The sequence below is a fragment of the Streptomyces sp. 4N509B genome (assembly GCF_052245655.1).
GTDB lineage: Bacteria > Actinomycetota > Actinomycetes > Streptomycetales > Streptomycetaceae > Streptomyces.
In genome coordinates this window covers 17,402-35,041 of the sequence record NZ_JBQQBZ010000044.1, presented here as the reverse complement: position 1 = coordinate 35,041, position 17,640 = coordinate 17,402, and the positions used below count along the sequence as shown (strand labels likewise).

The window sequence follows — 17,640 nt, the reverse complement described above, 5'->3', positions numbered from 1 at the left end:
TATCCATCTACCCCTCCGCGGGTGTTGTGGTGCCAGAGCCTTCATACACGACATCCGACGCGCCGTCCGACGTGATCAGTTTCCGGACCCAGTCCTCGATTTCTCCGGCCGAGATCGGCAAGGCGCCCGACAGCACCTCCGCGCCCGTCCCGGTCACCAGCAGGTCGTCCTCCAGCCGGACGCCGATCCCGCGCAGCTCCGGCGGCAGCGTCTCGTCGTGGGCGTGGAAGTACAGGCCCGGCTCGACGGTCAGGACCATGCCGGGCGCCATCGCCGCGCCCTGGTACGCGTCGTACCCGGCGCGCCCGCAGTCGTGCACGTCCAGGCCCAGGTGGTGCCCGATGCCGCAGACGATGTAGCGGCGGTGCTGCTGTCCCTCCGGGGAGAGCGCCTCGTCGACGGAGACCGGCAGCAGACCCCAGTCGTGCAGGCCGCGCGCGAGCACCTCCATCGCCGCGAAGTGGAAGTCGGTGTACGTGCGCCCCGGTCCGACGTGGGCCATGCCGGCCCGGTGCGCCGCCTCGACCAGGTCGTGGACGGCGCGCTGCGCCTCGCTGAACCGCCCGCTGGGCGGCACGGTGCGCGTGACGTCGGCGGTGTAGTACGTCTCGGTCTCCACGCCCATGTCGAGCAGGAGCGGCTGGTCCGCCAGCACGGGCCCGTCGCAGCGGACCCAGTGGAGGGTGGGGGCGTGGGGGCCCGAGCCGACGATCGTGAGGTACCCGGGGCCGTTGGCTACGGTGCGGGCGTGGCGGTCGAAGGTGCCCTGGAGCCAGCGCTCGCCGCGCCCGCCGGGGGCCGCGACGGCGGCCGGGATCGCGGCGACGGTGGCGGCGAAGCCGGTCACGGTGTGGTCGACGGCCTGCCGCAGCTGCTCGACCTCCCACGGGTCCTTGACCATCCGCAGCTCGGAGAGGGCGACGCCGAGCCCGGTGGCCGCCTCGGCGTCCCGGTTCAGGCCGTGTCGGCGCACCAGTTCGGGGTCGGTGCCGGGGGTCGCCAGGGCGCCGGCGGCCAGGCGGCTCAGGGCGTCGTCGAGCTCGTCGAGGGGGCGGACCGTCAGGCCGAGGGCGCGGGACCACTCGACGAGGCCGGGGGAGGGGCCGACCCACAGCTCGCCGTGGACGGCGTCCGCGAAGAAGCCGGTGTCGCCGGGGCGTGCCGGGGGCGGCACGTAGAGCTCGGCGGTGGTGTCGCCGCCGGTGCCGGCGCGCAGGACGAGGACGGCGTCCTCGACGGCGCAGCCGGTCAGCCAGAGGAAGTCGCTGTCGCCGCGGTAGTCGTAGTACATGTCGTTCGCGCGGACGGGGGCGTGGCCGGCGCCCGCGACGACGGTGGCGGGGCCGGTGCGTTCGGCCAGGCGACGCCGGTGGTCGGCCGCGGCCTCGGCCGCGCCGGGGACGACCCGGGCGGGGACCTCGACGGAGCGCCAGCCGCCGGCGATGGCCTTGGTGAACGCCGGCACCTCGCCGAGCCGTGGCGGCCGGGTGTCGGCGTACGGGGGGCGGGGGAGGGCGGGCTCAGTCATCCTTGGTCTCCTTCGCTGCCTTCGTGGCCTGCGCGTCCTTCGTGGCCTGCGCGTCCTTCGGGTCCGTCGCGGGGCTCGCGGCGCCTGCCGGGCCGTCCGCCGCCGGCGCCGCCTCCGCCGCCCGGCGGCGGGCCGCGGCCCGGCGGGCTGCCTCCCACTCGGGGCGGATCCGGGGCACGGCCGCGAGCAGCGTGCGGGTGTAGTCGTGGCGCGGATCGCGGAAGACCGTCTCGCGGTCGCCCTGCTCGACGATCCGGCCGCCGTTCATCACCGCGACCCGGTCGGCGATCTGCCGGACCACGGCCAGGTCGTGGGCGATGAACAGGTAGCTCAGGTTCTCCTCGCGTTGCAGCCGCCGCAGCAGGTTCACGACCTGCGCCTGCACCGAGACGTCGAGCGCCGAGACCGCCTCGTCGCACACGACGATCCTCGGGCCGACGGCCAGCGCCCGCGCGATGCCGATGCGCTGCGCCTGCCCGCCGGAGAACTGCGCCGGGTAGCGGCGGCTGTGGTCCGGGTTGAGCCCGACGCGTTCCATCAGCGTCCGGGTGAACGCCCGCGCGCCGCCCGGCACCTCGCGGCCCTGGTACAGCAGCGGCGCGGTGACGATCCGCTCGACCGTGTGGCGGGGGTTGAGGGAGGAGTACGGGTCCTGGAAGACGACCTGCACCTCCGAGCGGAAGCGGTGCAGCGCCTTCCCCGACAGCCGCGTGACGTCCTCGCCCTGGAACTCCACGCTGCCCGCCGTGACGTCCAGCAGCCGCGCCACCAGCCGGGCCGTCGTGGACTTCCCCGACCCCGACTCGCCCACCAGTGCGAGGGTCTCGCCGGCCCGCAGCGACAGGTCGACGTCGTCCACGGCGCGGAACACCCGGCGCCTGCCGCCGCCCCGCAGGGTGAACTCCTTCACCAGACCGCGCGCGCTGAGGATCTGCTCGGTCATCGGTCAGCCTCCCAAAGGTGCGTCCGGGGACGCGTCGAGCGTGCGGAGGTCCCCGACCTCGTCGTCCAGCCGCGGCACGGCGTCCAGCAGCGCCCGCGTGTACGGGTGCCGTGGGTCGGAGAAGAGCCGCTCGGTGTCCGCGCGTTCCACGCAGCGGCCCTCGCGCATCACCACCACCTCGTCGGCGACCTCGCTGACGACGGCCAGGTCGTGGGTGATCAGGATCAGGCCCGCGCCGGTGTCCTCGCGGACCTCCTGAAGCAGCCGCAGGATCTGCGCCTGCACCGTGACGTCGAGCGCGGTGGTCGGCTCGTCGGCGATCAGCAGGTCCGGCTCGCAGCTGAGCGCCATCGCGATCATGACGCGCTGCCGCATGCCGCCGGAGAACTGGTGCGGGTAGTGGTCCACGCGCCGCGCGGCGTCGGCGATGTGGACCCGCTCCATCGCCTCGACCGCCACCCGCCGCGCCTCGCGGCGCGTGGCGCGTGGCCGGTGCGCCCGGTACGCCTCGGCGATCTGGAGGCCCACGGTGTAGTACGGGTTGAGGGAGGAGAGCGGGTCCTGGAAGATCATCGCGATCCTCTCGCCCCGCACCCGCCGCAGCTGCCGCTCCGGCAGCCCGGTCAGCTCCCGGCCCGCCAGCGTCACCCGCCCGCTCCTGCGGGCCTGCGGCGGCAGCAGGCCCATGACGGCCAGGCTCGTCATGGACTTGCCGGATCCCGACTCGCCGACGATGCCGAGGGACCCGCCGGGCGGCAGGGAGAACGACAGCTCCGACACGACGTCGACGGGACCGGCCGCCGTCGGGAAGGCCACCGTGAGGTCCGAGACCTCCAGCAGCGCCCCGTCCGCGCCCGCCGGCCTCGCGGCGCTCACCGCACTCGTCGGACTCATGAGGACGTCACCCGCACTCTCGGGTCGAGGGCCGTGTACACGAGGTCGACCACGACGTTGCCGACGACGACGAAGAACGCCGCCAGCAGCGTGACGCCCATGATGACCGGCTGGTCGTTCTTGGTGATGGCGTCCGCCGTCATCTTGCCGACGCCGTTGATGCCGAAGACCGTCTCCGTGATGAGCGCGCCGCCCAGCAGCCCGGCGAAGTCCATCCCGAAGATGGTCACGACGGGCGTCAACGCCGGCCGCAGCGCGTGGCGGCGCACCACCAGCTGCCGCGGCAGGCCCTTGGCGCGGGCGGTGCGCACGTAGTTCTCCGACAGCGTGTCGATGACGTTGGCGCGGGTCAGCCGCGCGTACAGCGAGGCGTACGCGAAGGCGAGCACGATCCACGGCATCAGGTACGTCTGGAACCACCGCGTCGGGTCCTCGGTCAGCGCCACGTCCTGCGGGAACGGCAGCCACTGGAGCTCCACCACCAGCACGTACTGGAGCACCAGCGCGAACACGTAGTTCGGGATCGACAGGCCGGCCAGGGCGACCGTCATGGCGCCCCGGTCCCACCAGCTGCCCTGCCGCAGCGCCGAGACCAGGCCGCCCGCGATGCCCGCCAGCAGCCACAGCACGGCCGCGCCGACGGCGAGCGAGAGGGTCGCCGGCATACGGTCGGTGATCATGTCCCACACCGGCTGGCTCGACTGGAAGGAGTAGCCGAGGCACGGCGCGGCGCACTCGGTGGCGCCGGGCCCGCTGCCGTAGGTGCGGCCGGCGACCAGGCCGCCGAGGAAGGTGAGGAACTGCTCGTGCAGCGGCCGGTCGAGCCCGAGGTTGGCGTGGATCTGGTCGATCAGCTCGGGGGTGCAGTTCTTGCCGCAGATCTGCACCGCCGGGTCGGGCGAGAGCACGAAGAAGACGCCGAAGGTGAACAGGCAGACCAGCAGCAGGATCAGCACCACGCCGGAGAGCCGGACGGCGAGGAAGCGTGCCATCAGCGGGTCCCCCCTTCGGGGCCGAGGACGGTGCGCAGCCGGTCACCGAGGACGGTGAACGACAGCACGAGGAGGAAGAGGAAGGCGCCGGGGATCGCGAAGTACGTCGGCACCACCGAGTACCAGCTGACCGAACTGGCGATCATCTGGCCCCAGGACGGCGTCGGCGGAACGACGCCGACGCCGAGGAACGACAGGCCCGCCTCGGTGCCGATGTAGCCCGGGATGGCGAGCGTCGTCATCACGACGATCGTCGAGCGCAGGTTCGGCAGGATCTCCCGGAAGACGATCGACACGCTGCCGGCGCCCGAGGCACGGGCCGACTCCACGAACTCCCGCTGCGCCAGCGACATCGTCTGCCCGCGCACCACGCGGGCGAGATAGGGCCAGCCGAAGAACGAGATGACGACGACCAGCAGGACCGCCCGGTTGCCCGCCGGCAGCGCCGACAGGATCGCGATCATGAAGATCAGGGCGGGGAACGCCATGAGGAAGTCCATGACGCGCGAGATGACCCAGTCGACCTTGCCGCCGTAGTACCCGGCGAGCAGCCCGAACACGACGCCCAGCAGCGTCGTCAGGGCGGTCGCGGAGAGCGCGATCAGCATGGAGACGCGGGCGCCGTAGACGATGCGGGCGAAGATGTCCCGGCCGTTGCCGGGCTCCACGCCGAACCAGTGGTCGCCGCCGGCGCCGCCGAGGTCCCCGAGGGGGACGCCGGCGAGGTTCGGGTCGATGGCGGAGGAGTCGAACTCGTACGGGCCCCAGCCGCTCAACCTCACGATGAGCGGCGCGAACACCGCCATCAGGATGACCAGCAGGATGTACGCGGCCGACAGCACCGCGCCGACGTCACGGCTGAGGACGCGCCACACGCGGGGCGCCGGCACCGGCGCCTCGGTCGGGGCGGCGTTCGGGGAGACGCCGGGGGGCGCGGGCGCGCCGCCGCCGGTGGCGGACGGCGCGCCCTGCTCGGCGTTCCCTGGCCCCTTGTGGAGGGGAACGGCGGAGGTCATGGACGTATCCCCACCGTCACCCGCGCTCGGGGTCACGCAGGCCGACGAGGACCAGGTCGTAGCCTCCCGAGGCGGCGCCCGGGTTGGCGTACAGGCCGGTCACGTTCTCACCGGGGACGGTGAGGGTGGCCTCGACCGCGAGCGGCACGATCGGCGCGAGCTCCATGATCTCCCGGTCGAGCTCGCCCCACTCGACGTTGGCGGCCTCCAGGTCCGTCATGGCCCGGATCTCGTCGATCCGCTCGTTGATGTGCTGGTCGTCGATCTGGGCCAGGTTGCCGTTGCCCTTCTCCGTGATGTTGCGGCCGTCGAAGAGCGGCGGCAGGAAGGTGGAGGCGGAGGAGGCCCAGTCGGGGCACCAGCCGGTGATGGCGGCGTCGTGCTGCTGCGAGGGGGTGCCGATCGTCTCGTAGTACGTCGCCACGTCGATGACGTTCAGCTCGACGTCGATGTTGATGCGCTGGAGCGACTGCTGGATGGCCTCCGCCTGCGCCTGCATCTTCGGGTCGGAGCGGATGTCGAGCGTCAGGGAGAAGCCGTCGGAGTGGCCGGCCTCGTCCATCAGCGCCTGCGCGGCCTCGACGTCACCGGTGTGGCCCTCGCTCGGGTACAGGTCGTAGTCGGCGTGGCCGTTGACCGTGGCCGGCAGGATCGTGGTGGAGACCTCCGCCAGCTGCGTGCCGCCGCTGGCGACCTGCACCGCCGCCTTGTCCACGGCCAGGTTGATGGCCTGCCGCACCCGCACGTCGTCCAGCGGCTCCTTGGTGGTGTTCAGGCCCATGTAGGTGGTGCAGACGCCGGGGAAGACCATCGTGCGGCCCTCGTACCGGGGGTCCTGGAGGCGCGCCAGCGTCGCGGGCTGGACGGCGCCGCCGAGCATGTTCACGTCCGCGCCCTGGCCGGCGAGCATCCGCTCGTCGATGGTGGCCTTGTCCAGGCCGATGGTGAACTCCCAGGCGTCCGGGTACGCCTCGCGGACGTCGTCGGTGTCCGGGTCCCACTCCTCGTTGCGGACCAGGCTGATGGAGCTGCCCGGCTCGTAGGACTCGACCCGGTACGGGCCCGAGGCGATGGGGTTGTTGATGAACGCGTCACCCGCGCCGCTGTCCACGGGGAAGGGCACGAAGTTCGGCTGGGCGACGACGGAGCCGAACTCGGGGAAGGGCTCCTTCAGGTGGAAGACGATCGTCCGCTCGTCGGGCGTCTCGATGGTCGGCAGCGGGCCGTCGCGGTAGGGGCCCTCGTAGCCCTCGGGCGCGTCGATGACCTGCCGGGCGTAGGGCGATCCGATGCCGATCTCCGGGTCCCAGTTGCGGGAGACGCCGAACTTGACCTCCTCGGAGGTGATCGGGGTGCCGTCCTCGAAGGCTATGCCTTCCTTGAGGGTGAACGTCCAGGTCAGGCCGTCCTCGGACGGGGTGCCGAGGTCGGTGGCGAGGTCGGGGACGACCGTCGAGGGGTCCTCGGCGTTGCCGGGCGCGGCGGTGGTCAGGGTGCGGTAGATCAGGCGGTAGAAGTTGTTGACGCCGCCGTCGAAGCCGCGCGCCGGGTCGAGGTAGGAGAAGTCGGCGTTCTGCAGCACGTGCATGGTGCCGCCGCGGGCGGGCGTGTCGGTGAACGAGCCACCGCCGTCCGCCCCGCCGCCGGGGCCGCCGGAGGTGCCGCCGCCGCCACAGGCGCTCAGCGCGAGCGTCGCCGCGACGGCGGCGGACGCCACCGCTCTGGCGAGAAAGGATCGCTTCACTGGGGTGTCCTTACTGTCGGAACTGTCGAACGGGTGGGGGTTCGGGGGTCGGGCGGGTCAGCGCAGGTGGCGGAGCCAGACCCGCATGGCGCCCGGCTGGCGGTTGCCCCACAGGAAGTACGGGACGAACCGGACGGGAACGCGTGCCGGAGGCGCGGCCGGCTCGGCCGGCTCGGGGTCGGGCAGGACCTCCGGGTACAGCTCGCCCCGGCCCTCCCCGTCGCCGTAGCCGTGACCGTCGACGGGGGGAACGGCGGCCAGCGCCGCCCGCAGGACGGAAACCGGCGTCCCGAAGGTCTCGGCCTCCGTCTCCACCCGCACCTCGCCGAGGTCGGCCGGGGTCAGGACCAGGTCGTCCACGGGCGCGCCCGCGTCCTGTTGCTCCACGCAGTAGACGAGCGGGCCGCGCAGCAGGGCCAGGCTGCCGCGCGTCGCGTCGAGGTAGGGGTGGGAGCGCACCGCGCGCACCCGCGTCGGCAGGTCGAGCACGACCCGGTCGCCGGGGGCCCAGGCCCGCGACAGCCGCAGCCACCCGGACCCCGGCGCCCCGGTCGGACCGGTCTGGGTCGCCGGGGCCGCCGGCTCGTCGTTGACCCGCAGGCTCGCGCCCCGCGCCCACGCCGGCACCCGCAGCACCAGCGCCGGGGCCGGGGCCGACTCCGGCGCCCGTGCGTCGTCGCGCGGCGCCGACGCCACGGCGTCCACCGTGACCGTGACCCGCCCGTCCCACGGGTAGGCCGTCTCGACCGTGAGGTCGAGCAGGCCCGTGCGCAGCCGGGCCGGCGCGTACAGCCCGATCGTCACCGCGTCGGCGGAGACGGTCGCGAGGTGGTCCTGGAGCTGGGAGACGAAGCGGACGATGTTCGGCGGGCAGCACGGGCAGCCGAACCACGCCCGGCGCAGCGGCTCGCCGCCCTGCTCCGCGCCGCTGCGCTGCTCGTGGTCGGGCCGGCGTTGCAGCGGGTTGTCGTAGAAGAAGGCGCGGCCGTCCAGGGAGGTGCCGACGGCGAAGGCGTTGTACAGCACGCGCTCGACGACGTCGAGCACGTCCGCCCTGCCCGTCGCGAGGAAGAGCCGCCAGCCCCACTGGATCGTGCCGATCGCGGCGCACGTCTCGGCGTAGGCCCGCTCCGACGGCAGCTCGTAGCGGTCGCCGACGGCCTCGTCCGAGTGGCGCGCGCCGAGGCCGCCGGTGAGGTACAGCTTGGTGGCCACCATGTCGTCCCACAGCGCCTCGAGGTGGTCCAGCAGCGCGGTGTCGCCGCGCTCCAGGGCGACGTCGGTCGCGCCCGCGGCCAGGTAGACCATGCGCACGGCGTGGCCGGTGACCGAGGTGAGCTCGCGCAGCGGTTCGGCGTCCTGGAAGTACGAGGCGGGGAAGATCGTGTGCCGCAGCCGGCCGCTGCCGCGCCGCTCCACGAACAGCTCGGCCTGGCGCAGGTACCGCTCCTCGCCGGTCTCCCGGTACAGCTCCACCAGCGCCATCTCGACCTCGGGGTGGCCGCAGTACAGCGGCTCGCCGTCCTCGCCGTAGCGCTCGACGGCCAGGTCGGCGAAGCGGCGGGCGACGCGCAGCAGCCGCTCGTCGCCGAGCTGGCGGGCGGCGGCGACGGCGGCCTGGGTGAGGTGGCCGAGGTTGTACAGCTCGTGGCCCCAGGAGAGGTCCTCCCAGGGGGCCTTCTGCGCGTCGGGGCCCTGGAAGTAGGTGCCGAGGTAGCCGTCGGGAGCCTGGGCGGCCTCGATCAGCGCGACGCTCTCCTCGTAGAAGTCCTCGCACGCGCGGGCGTCGCCGGCCTCGCCGGCGTCGCGGGCCAGCTCGTACACCAGGCCCTCGAGCGTCTTGTAGACGTCCGTGTCCAGGAACGGGTACCGGCCCCGGTACGGCTCGGCCTCGGCTGCCCCGGTCGACCCGGCCGTCACGCGGCGGAAGTTGTCGAGGTTGCCCGCCTGACGAATCTCGTGGGCGGCGTGCGGCAGCGTCGCCGAGCGGTTGCGGTCCTGCCACGCGGTGAGCAGGCCGGCGCCCGTGAGCCGGGCCTCCCGGCTCCCCAGTGACCGCCCGACCACGCCCACGCCGCGCACGGCGGGCGCCCCGCCCGTGTGCCGTTCCCCAGAGGTCATACGCTCAGCCTTTCGCCTCGCTGAAATGTACAGGGTGACATTGCACTGGTACTGATATCTCTGCGGTTATCAAACGCGTAACGTTCTGGTTACGTCCCTGTCCGGGGAGCCCTCCCGAGCACGCTCGGCTAGCGTCCCCAGCGACAGCCGGAGGTCACCGGAGGGACGAGGGAAGGGCACATCCGTGGCGAGCAAGGTCCACTTCCTGCCGAAGGACGTCGGCAGCCTCAGCGGCGGCCCGCCCCCCGGCGCCCGCCCCCACCCGCCCGGCACCCTCTTCGTCCTCGGCGCGCAGGGCGGCATGAGCGTGGAACCCGACGCGGGGTTCCGGCTGCTGTTCGGTCGGGACGAGCCGGAGGTCCACGTCTGCGTGGGCCTCGGCGACACCTACGTCAGCCGCCGGCACGGCCTCATCACGCGCCAGGACTCCCGCTGGCTGCTGACCAACACCGGCAGGCGGCCGATACGCCTGGCCGGGTCCCGGCTCGTGCTCGGCGGGGACCAGGCCGAACTCCCCCTCGGCTACACGCCGCTGTTCATCCTCGCCCCCCGGCAGGAGCACCTCCTGGAGGTCCGCGTCTCCGCCTCGGCCTCGCCCCCCGGCCCCGGTTCCGGGCACGGCTCGGGCTACGGCGAGGACGTGTGCGAGGCGAGCACCGCCGAGGACCCGCGCGAACTGGACGACACCGAGCGGCTCGTGATCGCCTGCCTCGCCCAGCGGTACCTGCGCAACGAGCCGCAGCCGCAGCCGCTGACCTGGGCTCAGGTCGCCGAGGAGCTGAACGGCCTGCGGCGCGGCGCGGACACGGACCGGCCGTGGACCCAGAAGCGGGCGGCCCACGTCGTCGCCAAGGTGCGCCGGGAGCTGAGCCGGAAGGGCGTGTACGGACTGGTGGAGTCGGAGGTGCCGCCGCCCGTCGGCAACGCGCTCAACCACAACCTCATCATCGACCTGCTCACCACCGTGACCATCGGCAAGGACGATCTGGGGTTGCTGCGCGGCGCCGGCGAGTGAGCCGTCCCGTGGCGCACTGACGGCCGCCGGCGCGCTCCCTCACCCCGCGCGCCCGGCCCGGGCGCCCGGCCCGCCACCTCCCGCCCCCCACACCCCGCCGAGGCGGTAGCTTCGGGTTCACGCGGCGCGCTCGGGCGCGTGCGGTGCCGGGCAGGGGTGAGGAGACGAACGGTGCGTGCCGGGGTGAGGATCGCGGGCCGCTACGAGCTGCGCAGGCCCGTCGGGGAGGGGCGCGGCGGCGCGGTGTGGCTCGCGCACGACGTGATGGTCGGCCAGGACGTGGCGCTGAAGCCGGTGTTGATCAGGGGAGACCGCGAGCGGGCGCTCAAACGGCTGCGGGCCGAGCCGCGCGCCCTGGCGCGCTTCCGGGACCACCCGCACGTCGTGACCCTGTACACCACCGAGGAGTCCGACGGCTTCTGGCTGGTGATGGAGTACGTGCCCGGCGGCGGCCTGTCCGGCGAGCGGTTCTCCCCCGTCCGCGCCGCACGGCTGGGCGCGCAGATCGCGGACGCGCTGGTCGACCTGCACGCGGACGGCATCGTGCACTGCGACCTCAAGCCGGCCAACATCGGCTACGGCCGGCGCGGCGAGGCGAAGCTGCTGGACTTCGGCGCCGCCTACCGGCTGAGGCGGCACCAGACGATCTCGCCCAACGGTCCGATCAGCTACACACCCGGCTTCGTCGCCCCCGAACTCGCCCTCTACCGCATCCCGATGCCGGCCTCGGACGTCTTCAGCCTCGCGATGACGCTGCACGCCCTCGTCGCGGGCAGGCCCGCGCCCACGCCGATGAGCGCGGACGAGGTCGTCGAGCTGGACCAGGAGGCCGTCGGGCCACTGGGGCCCGCCCTGAGCGCGATGCTGCACTACCACCCCGAGCGCAGGCCGGACGCGGCCGAGGCGAAGCGGCTGTTGGAGGCGGTCGTGGGGCCGCCCGCCGCGTCCACGCACGTCTCGCTCACCCCTTTTCCGGACGCGGGCCTGGACGTGGACCTCTTCGGGTCCGCGTCCGCGTCCGTGTCGGAGCCGGGGCCCGGGGCCGGGCCCCGCCAGGGGCCTGAGCCCTCGTCCGCCTCCGCGTTCCGGCCCGATGCCCCGCCCGACGCCCGGACCGGTGGTCCGGCCGGCGGGCCACCCGAGGTCCCGCCGGTCCCGGCGGTCCCGGACGCCCGCTCGGCGTCGGCCTCGGTGGCCGCCCGCGCGCCCCGGCCGGGCGCCGCGCCCGCCCCCTCGACGCCACCGCCGCCGCCGCCGTCTCCGCCCTCGACCCCGCCTCCTCCTCCCGCCACCCCGCCGCCCGCGTCGGCCCCCTCCGTCCCGCCCGCGACGTCGCCCGGCCGCGTCCGCCGGCGCGTCCTCCTCACGCTCGGCGGCGTCGCCGTGGCCGTGGCGTCGGTCCTCGCCGCCGCCGCGACGGACCTCCCGCCCCTCTTCGACGACGGCCCGGGCGAGGCCACCTCCCAGCCCGGCGACCCGGGCCAGCCCGGCGGCGGCGAGGGCGGGGTCCGCACCGCCCCGCCCCGGGCGTTCGAGCGCGAGGCCGCCCACACCATCCCCGTCCAGAGCGCCGACCACCCGCCCCTCGCCGTCCACGGCACCACCGTGTGGCTCACGGAGAACGAGCGCGTGACGGTCAGCGACCTCGTCACCGGCGAGCCGCGCGCCACGGTCGAGCCGGAGAACCCCCCGCTGTACCGGGCGTCGGGCGGGGCGCCCGAGCACGAGCTGAACCCCCCGGAGCCGACCGAGATCGACGGCGAGCCCGTGATGGTCGCGACCATCCCCGTCCTGCTGCCCGAGGGCAGCGCCGGGATCGAGGTCATCACGGCACGGGCCACCGACGCCCGGGTGCTGGGGCGGGTGACGATGCCGCTGGGTGGGCTGCCCGAGGGCCGGCTGGGCGCCTCGGTGTGGAACGGCACCCACGACGGCGTGGCCCCGGTGCAGTGGACCGTCGACGGCAACCTCCAGGGCACCGCTGCCGTCGACGTGGTGGAGGGCACGGTGCTGTGGGAGCGTCAGGACTTCCGCGTCGTGGACGGCTACGGCGGGCACCTCCTCGGCTTCGGGTACGACGCCGAGCGGGAGCTGTGGCACATGCGGGGGGCCAGCCTCACCACGGGTGAGGACGTGTGGAGCGTGGAGGTCGGGGACTGGCGGACGCTGCCCACCTGGGGTCCGTGGACCGGCGTCGAGTCCAGCACGTTCGGCGCGGGGATGCCGCTGCTGGAGATCGCCACGGGGCACTTCGTCCTCCAGGGCCAGGTCGACCTGGCGGGCGTCGAGGAGTGCTGGCGCGGCGGCGACGTCGCCGTCTGTGCCGGTGACGACGCCCTCGCGCTCGACGTCGCGGCCGGCGAGGTGTTGTGGGAACGGACCGCGTGGCACGGCGAGGTCACCGCCGCCTTCGGGGACCTGCTCTACGTCAGCCGCAACGACGGGCCCGTCGTCCTGGACGCCCGCACGGGCGACGTGGTCTCCACCGACGCCGGCGTCGCGCCCGACCTGGTCACCCCCTACGGTGGCCTGGTCTTCACCGACACGGGCGTGAACGTTCACCTCGCCCGCTGACGGGCGGCCGCGCCCCGTTCGACGCCGGCCCACCGCCCGCCCCGCGCCCGTGGCCGAGGTGACGCCCCCTCCGCCACCCAGCGGCGATCGCGCCACGTGTCCACGGGATTACGCACCGAGGGCTTCCGGTCGCGTGTGGCCCGCCACCACGCCGCGATGTCGACCGAACGCGAACGGTGACCGCCCTCGGCGGCGGGCGCCGCGAGGGCTGGCAAGCCCGAGAACGCGTCAGATTCGGGCGGCGGCGCCCCCTCGGCCACGGCCCCTGACGTGCGGTCACGGCTCGCGGGGCACTCCGTGGCCCCTTCCGGATCCGGCCGTCGGTTCCCCGTCGGAACAGCATGTGAAACGGGTGTCCGAAAAGGCCGGTGCCCGGCGCGTTCCCGTCCCCCTCCGGTCCTTCTGTCAAGACCGTGCCAGCGGCCATTCTGTTCCGGTCCCTCGGATCTTCTTGTCTCCGCGATAGGGGTCGCGTTCAATCGGTGCCGTGACACTCGACACCCGCGAAAACTCCCGTGTTCTCAACGAGTCGTCAGACGGCCGGACGAGTCCCGTCCGCTCCTACACCGAATGGGATCCGCTGGAGGAGGTCATCGTCGGAATCGTCGACGACGCCTCCTTTCCGACGTGGCACATGTCGCTCCCTCCCGTTCTTCCCTCCCACCAACACGCGACCTTTCGCAGCCAGGCGGGACGTCCGTTTCCGCCGCACCAGATCGAGGCCGCGCGTCGGGAACTGGAGGAATTCGTCCGCGTTCTCGAAGGTGAGGGGGTGACGGTCCGCCGCCCCGAGCCCATCGCCCAGCGCCAGACGTACAGCACCCTGGACTGGTCGAGCACCGGCATGTACGCGGCCATGCCGAGGGACGTCCTGCTCGTGGTCGGCGACGAGATCATCGAGTGCCCCATGGCCTGGCGCTCCCGGTACTACGAGACCCTCGCCTACCGCCCCCTGCTGAAGGAGTACTTCCACGGCGGCGCCCGGTGGAGCGCCGGGCCCAAGCCCGAGCTGCGGGACGCCCAGTACGACCACGGCTGGGTCGACCCCGGCGAGGACGGGCCCGCGCGCCTGGTGGTGACCGAGTTCGAGCCGACCTTCGACGCGGCGGACTTCACGCGCTGCGGCCGGGACATCATCGCCCAGAAGAGCAACGTGACCAACGAGTTCGGCATCGAGTGGCTGCGACGGCATCTCGGCGACGACTACCGCGTCCACGTCTTCGAGTTCGACGACCCGCACCCCATGCACATCGACGCCACGCTCGTCCCGATGGCCCCGGGAAAGCTCCTCGTCAATCCCGAGCGCGTGCGGAGAATCCCGAAGCTCTTCAAGGGATGGGACGTGATGGAGGCGCCGACCCCCGTCATTCCCGACCACCACCCGCTCTACATGACCAGCAAGTGGATCAACATGAACATCCTCATGCTGGACGAGGAACGGGTCGTCGTGGAACGTCAGGACGAGCCGATGATCGCCGCGATGAGGAAGTTCGGATTCACGCCGATCCCGTGCGACTTCCGCAACTTCAACAGCTTCGGTGGCTCCTTTCACTGCGCCACCCTCGACGTGCGGCGGCGCGGCACGCTCACGTCGTACTTCTAGCGTCCCTCGACGAGGACACGAAGAGAGAAGAGAGGAGGACAGCGGAATGCGCACGACGCGCGTATGGCGCAACACGCCGAAGGACGCGATCCTGCTGGCCCTGAGCGTCGCGCAGCTCGTCACGACGCTCTGGCTCGCCGCCCGCTTCGACGACCCGTCCCCGGCGGGCTGGGCCGTGGGCACCGCGCTGCTCGCGGTGATGACGGCCTACAACATCATCGTCATCTCCCACCTGTTCACCCACGTCCCCTGGTTCGTCTCCCACCGGCTGAACGCGGCCGTGTCGCTGCTGAACTCGGTCAACATCGGCCAGTCCGTGCAGGCGTACCAGCTCACCCACGTCCGCAACCACCACCGTTTCAACAACGACGCCAAGTCCGCCGACGGCACCACCCGCGACACCACCTCGACCTACCGCGACGGCGAGGACGGCGAGCACGCCCCGCTGGTGCCCTACGCCGTCGGCGGGGCCCTCTCCTCCCTGCTCACCCGGGCCAGGGAGGTGGGCCAGGTGGTCCGCCTGTGGCGGGTCGGCCCCGCCGAGACCGCCCTCCACGCGCTGGCCTCGCGCCGCGAGGCGCGCCGCCGGCGCGAGCTGCGGCAGATCCAGGCCGACCGCGCCGCCCACGTCCTGTCGCTGGCCGTCTTCTGCGCGATCTCCTGGCAGTGGACGCTGCTGAGCTACCTGCCGGCCTTCCTCGCCGCGCTCACCATGGTCAACGTCCAGAACTACTACCGGCACTACGGCGCCAACCCGGCGGAGCGCGCGGCCGACTCCGTCAGCCACTACGGCCGGCTCTACAACCTGCTGACCTTCAACGACGGCTACCACCAGGAGCACCACCTGAGCCCCGGCGCCCACTGGTCGAGGATGCCGACGGTCCGCGAGCGCAACCGCGACAAGCTCGCGGCCCAGCCCCGCATCGTCAGCCCGGTCCCGGCCATGCTCGGCTTCCTCGACCGCCGCCGCCCCCTGCTCCACCGCGCCTCCTCCGCCGGGGCCGGCGCCGACAGCACCGGGGGGACGCCGTGACCGCCCCGGCCGCCTCCACCGAGGCCGAGGGCCGGGCGGTCACCGGCCGGGCCCTGCCGCCCGACGGCTTCCGCGCCCACGTCACGACCGGCGTCCTCGACGTCGACGCGGTCCACGCGGTCCTGCGCGGCGAACTCGCCGCCTACCGGGTCGTCGACTTCCTGACCGCGCGGGACGCCGAGCGGATCGTCGCCAACTTCTGGGGCTCCGGGCGCCGCACGCCCCGCTACGGCGACGGCGAGGACGGCGTCGAGGGGTACTTCCTCGGTCCCTCCCACATCGAGAAGACGACCGAGGAGTACCTGACGGCGGTGGAGGACTCGGCCGACGCCGTCCACGCCCTGTACGAGGGGGCGGAGAACCCCGTCGCGGCGGTGCGTCACGCGCTGGTGGCCCACGGCCGGGTCGCACGAGCCAGGCCCGCCGCGCACGAGGGGCGCCTCGCCGGGGACTCCAAGGCGGTCTGCTGGAACCAGACCGGCGCCTACCAGCTGATGCCGCACGACGACCTCGCGCAGCTCAGTGACCCGCTCCAGGCCGGCTTCGAGATCCAGCGCCTCACGCGCGTCATGGCGGTCAACGTCTACCCCAGGGTGCCCGAGGGCGTCGGCGCGCTGCGGCTGTGGAACGTCGAGCCCGACGACGCGAGCCGGGCCGCGCTCGGCCTGACCCACAGCGGCTTCCCCTACCCACCCGACCTCCTCGACGACCACGCGAGCCTGACCGTCCCGGTCCGCACCCGCGACCTGTGCGTCATCAACGGCAACCTCGTCCACGCCGTCGTCGGCGGCGGCGGAACGGGAACGCCGGGCGGGCCACGGGAGAAGCGGCTGCTGCTGACCTGCTTCACCGCCCTGAACGACCGGAACGAACTGCTCTGGTGGACCTAGCGCGGGCGGGGACGGCGACACCCACGCCGGTGCGTTGGACGGCCGACGCGCCGCACCGCGCCCCACTCCTCCCGGCGCCTCAGCCCTCCCGCGACGCCCCGTTCGGCGTCCCGGCACCGGACCCGGCCACGGTCGTGGTCTCGACCCCGGCTCCGGCTCCGGCTCCGGACCCGGCCACCGTCACGGCCTCGACTCCGGCGGTCAGCCGCGACTCGGCCAACGCCAGTCCGGCGATCGCCGTCAGCAGCAGCACCGTGCCCACCACCGTGGCCACGGTGAGGGTCTCGTCGAGCAGCACCACGGCGAGCGCCGCCGCGCTGACCGGCTCGATCAGCATCACCACCGCCGCCGTGGCCGCCCGCACGGCCGCCGTCCCCGCGAAGTACAGCGGGTAGGCGAGCGCCGTGGTGACCGCCGCCACGTACAGCATCATCCCCACCACGCGCGCCGGTTCGTCGGTCTGCGGCCACAGCCCCTCGGCCGCCGCCAGCGGCAGCATCAGCGCCGCCCCGATGCCGAAGGACCAGACGGTCAGGGTGTACGGGTCCTCGCCCGCGCCGTGCCGCCCCGTCCACCGGCCCAGCACGTTGGCGACGGCGTACCCGGCGGCGGACAGCAGCGCCCAGGCCACGCCGAGGGGACGCACGACGCTGGTCTCGTTGCCGAGCACCAGCACGGCCAGGCCGAGGAGCGCGCCGCCGACGGCCAGCAGCCCGACCCGGCCGACGCGCTCGCCGAGGAAGAGCCGCCCGCCGGCGGCGGTGAACACCGGGGCGGCGCCGAGGGTGACGATGGTGCCGACGGCCAGCCCGGTGTCCCGCACCGCGCCGAAGTACGCCGTCTGGAAGACGGCCAGCCCCAGGCCGGTGCCGGCCAGCAGCAGCGCGCGCCGCCGCAGCGGCGGGCGCGGGGTGGTGCGGGGTGGCCGGCGCCGCCGCAGCACGCCGGCCGCCAGGAGCAGCAGCGCCATGCCGCTGAGGAACCGCCAGAACGACACGGCCATGGGGCCGAAGTCGCTGGAGCGGTAGACGATCTCGACGGCGGCGCCCGTGGTGCCCCACGTCACGCCGGCGACGGCGAGGTAGCTCAGGCCCCGCCCGACCGACAGCGACGGCCGCCGGGCGCCGGCGGGCGGCGCCCCGGACGGAAGGGCCGCCGGGGCGGGACTGGTGGTGGGGGTGGAGGCGGTGGTGCTGGCAGGCGACGTGCTCGCGTTGGACGCGTTCGACACGGATGACTCTCCCGACGGAAGCTGAGTGGTCGTGGACTCCCTGACGCGGGCACAAC

Annotated in this window: 13 protein-coding genes; 5 read left to right on the top strand and 8 right to left on the bottom strand. The window is 73.6% G+C overall.

Annotated features, from left to right (window positions below):
- Positions 1-7: 7 nt before the first annotated feature.
- The 7 genes from ACTWP5_RS28140 to ACTWP5_RS28110 are packed head-to-tail and all read right to left on the bottom strand — an operon-like array spanning position 8 to position 9,238.
- Positions 8-1,528, bottom strand: coding sequence for an aminopeptidase P family protein (locus ACTWP5_RS28140; protein ID WP_443223962.1), 1,521 nt, complete (start codon positions 1,526-1,528; stop codon positions 8-10).
- Positions 1,521-2,471, bottom strand: coding sequence for an ATP-binding cassette domain-containing protein (locus ACTWP5_RS28135; RefSeq protein ID WP_443223961.1), 951 nt, complete (start codon positions 2,469-2,471; stop codon positions 1,521-1,523). Before ACTWP5_RS28135 ends, ACTWP5_RS28140 begins: the two co-directional genes overlap by 8 nt.
- A 3-nt stretch (positions 2,472-2,474) precedes the next feature.
- Positions 2,475-3,365 (bottom strand): ABC transporter ATP-binding protein, encoded by an 891-nt coding sequence (locus tag ACTWP5_RS28130; RefSeq protein ID WP_443223960.1) that lies wholly within the window; start codon positions 3,363-3,365, stop codon positions 2,475-2,477.
- Positions 3,362-4,357, bottom strand: coding sequence for an ABC transporter permease (locus ACTWP5_RS28125; protein ID WP_443223959.1), 996 nt, complete (start codon positions 4,355-4,357; stop codon positions 3,362-3,364). Before ACTWP5_RS28125 ends, ACTWP5_RS28130 begins: the two co-directional genes overlap by 4 nt.
- On the bottom strand, positions 4,357-5,373 hold the full coding sequence (locus ACTWP5_RS28120; protein WP_443223958.1) for an ABC transporter permease: 1,017 nt from the start codon (positions 5,371-5,373) through the stop codon (positions 4,357-4,359). The genes ACTWP5_RS28125 and ACTWP5_RS28120 overlap by 1 nt, the downstream gene beginning before the upstream one ends.
- 16 nt (positions 5,374-5,389) lie before the next feature.
- Positions 5,390-7,117: an ABC transporter substrate-binding protein gene (locus ACTWP5_RS28115; RefSeq protein WP_443223957.1), complete on the bottom strand. Its 1,728-nt coding sequence runs from the start codon at positions 7,115-7,117 to the stop codon at positions 5,390-5,392.
- A gap of 57 nt (positions 7,118-7,174) precedes the next feature.
- Entirely contained in the window at positions 7,175-9,238 is a 2,064-nt protein-coding gene (locus ACTWP5_RS28110; protein ID WP_443223956.1) for a glycoside hydrolase family 127 protein, read from the bottom strand.
- Between the two features lie 184 nt (positions 9,239-9,422).
- Between ACTWP5_RS28110 and ACTWP5_RS28105 the strand changes: the two genes are divergently transcribed.
- The 5 genes from ACTWP5_RS28105 to ACTWP5_RS28085 all read left to right on the top strand — a co-directional run bounded on the left by ACTWP5_RS28105 (position 9,423) and on the right by ACTWP5_RS28085 (position 16,353).
- Complete coding sequence (locus ACTWP5_RS28105) at positions 9,423-10,253, top strand: hypothetical protein (RefSeq protein WP_443223955.1); 831 nt, start codon at positions 9,423-9,425, stop codon at positions 10,251-10,253.
- Positions 10,254-10,424: 171 nt separating this feature from the next.
- The gene (locus ACTWP5_RS28100) at positions 10,425-12,827 is read left to right on the top strand and encodes a protein kinase domain-containing protein (protein WP_443223954.1); all 2,403 of its coding nucleotides are present in this window, start codon (positions 10,425-10,427) and stop codon (positions 12,825-12,827) included.
- Between the two features lie 772 nt (positions 12,828-13,599).
- Positions 13,600-14,430 carry an amidinotransferase gene (locus ACTWP5_RS28095; RefSeq protein ID WP_443223953.1) on the top strand — a complete coding sequence of 277 codons (831 nt, stop codon included), beginning with the start codon at positions 13,600-13,602 and terminating at the stop codon, positions 14,428-14,430.
- A 46-nt stretch (positions 14,431-14,476) separates the two neighbouring features.
- Complete coding sequence (locus ACTWP5_RS28090) at positions 14,477-15,463, top strand: fatty acid desaturase family protein (protein WP_443223952.1); 987 nt, start codon at positions 14,477-14,479, stop codon at positions 15,461-15,463.
- The gene (locus ACTWP5_RS28085) at positions 15,460-16,353 is read left to right on the top strand and encodes a hypothetical protein (protein WP_443223951.1); all 894 of its coding nucleotides are present in this window, start codon (positions 15,460-15,462) and stop codon (positions 16,351-16,353) included. Before ACTWP5_RS28090 ends, ACTWP5_RS28085 begins: the two co-directional genes overlap by 4 nt.
- 79 nt (positions 16,354-16,432) lie before the next feature.
- Here the strand turns inward: ACTWP5_RS28085 and ACTWP5_RS28080 are convergent, their stop codons facing one another.
- A complete protein-coding gene (locus tag ACTWP5_RS28080) occupies positions 16,433-17,461 on the bottom strand; it encodes a DMT family transporter (RefSeq protein ID WP_443223984.1) in 1,029 nt (342 codons plus the stop codon).
- Between the last annotated feature and the right edge of the window lie 179 nt (positions 17,462-17,640).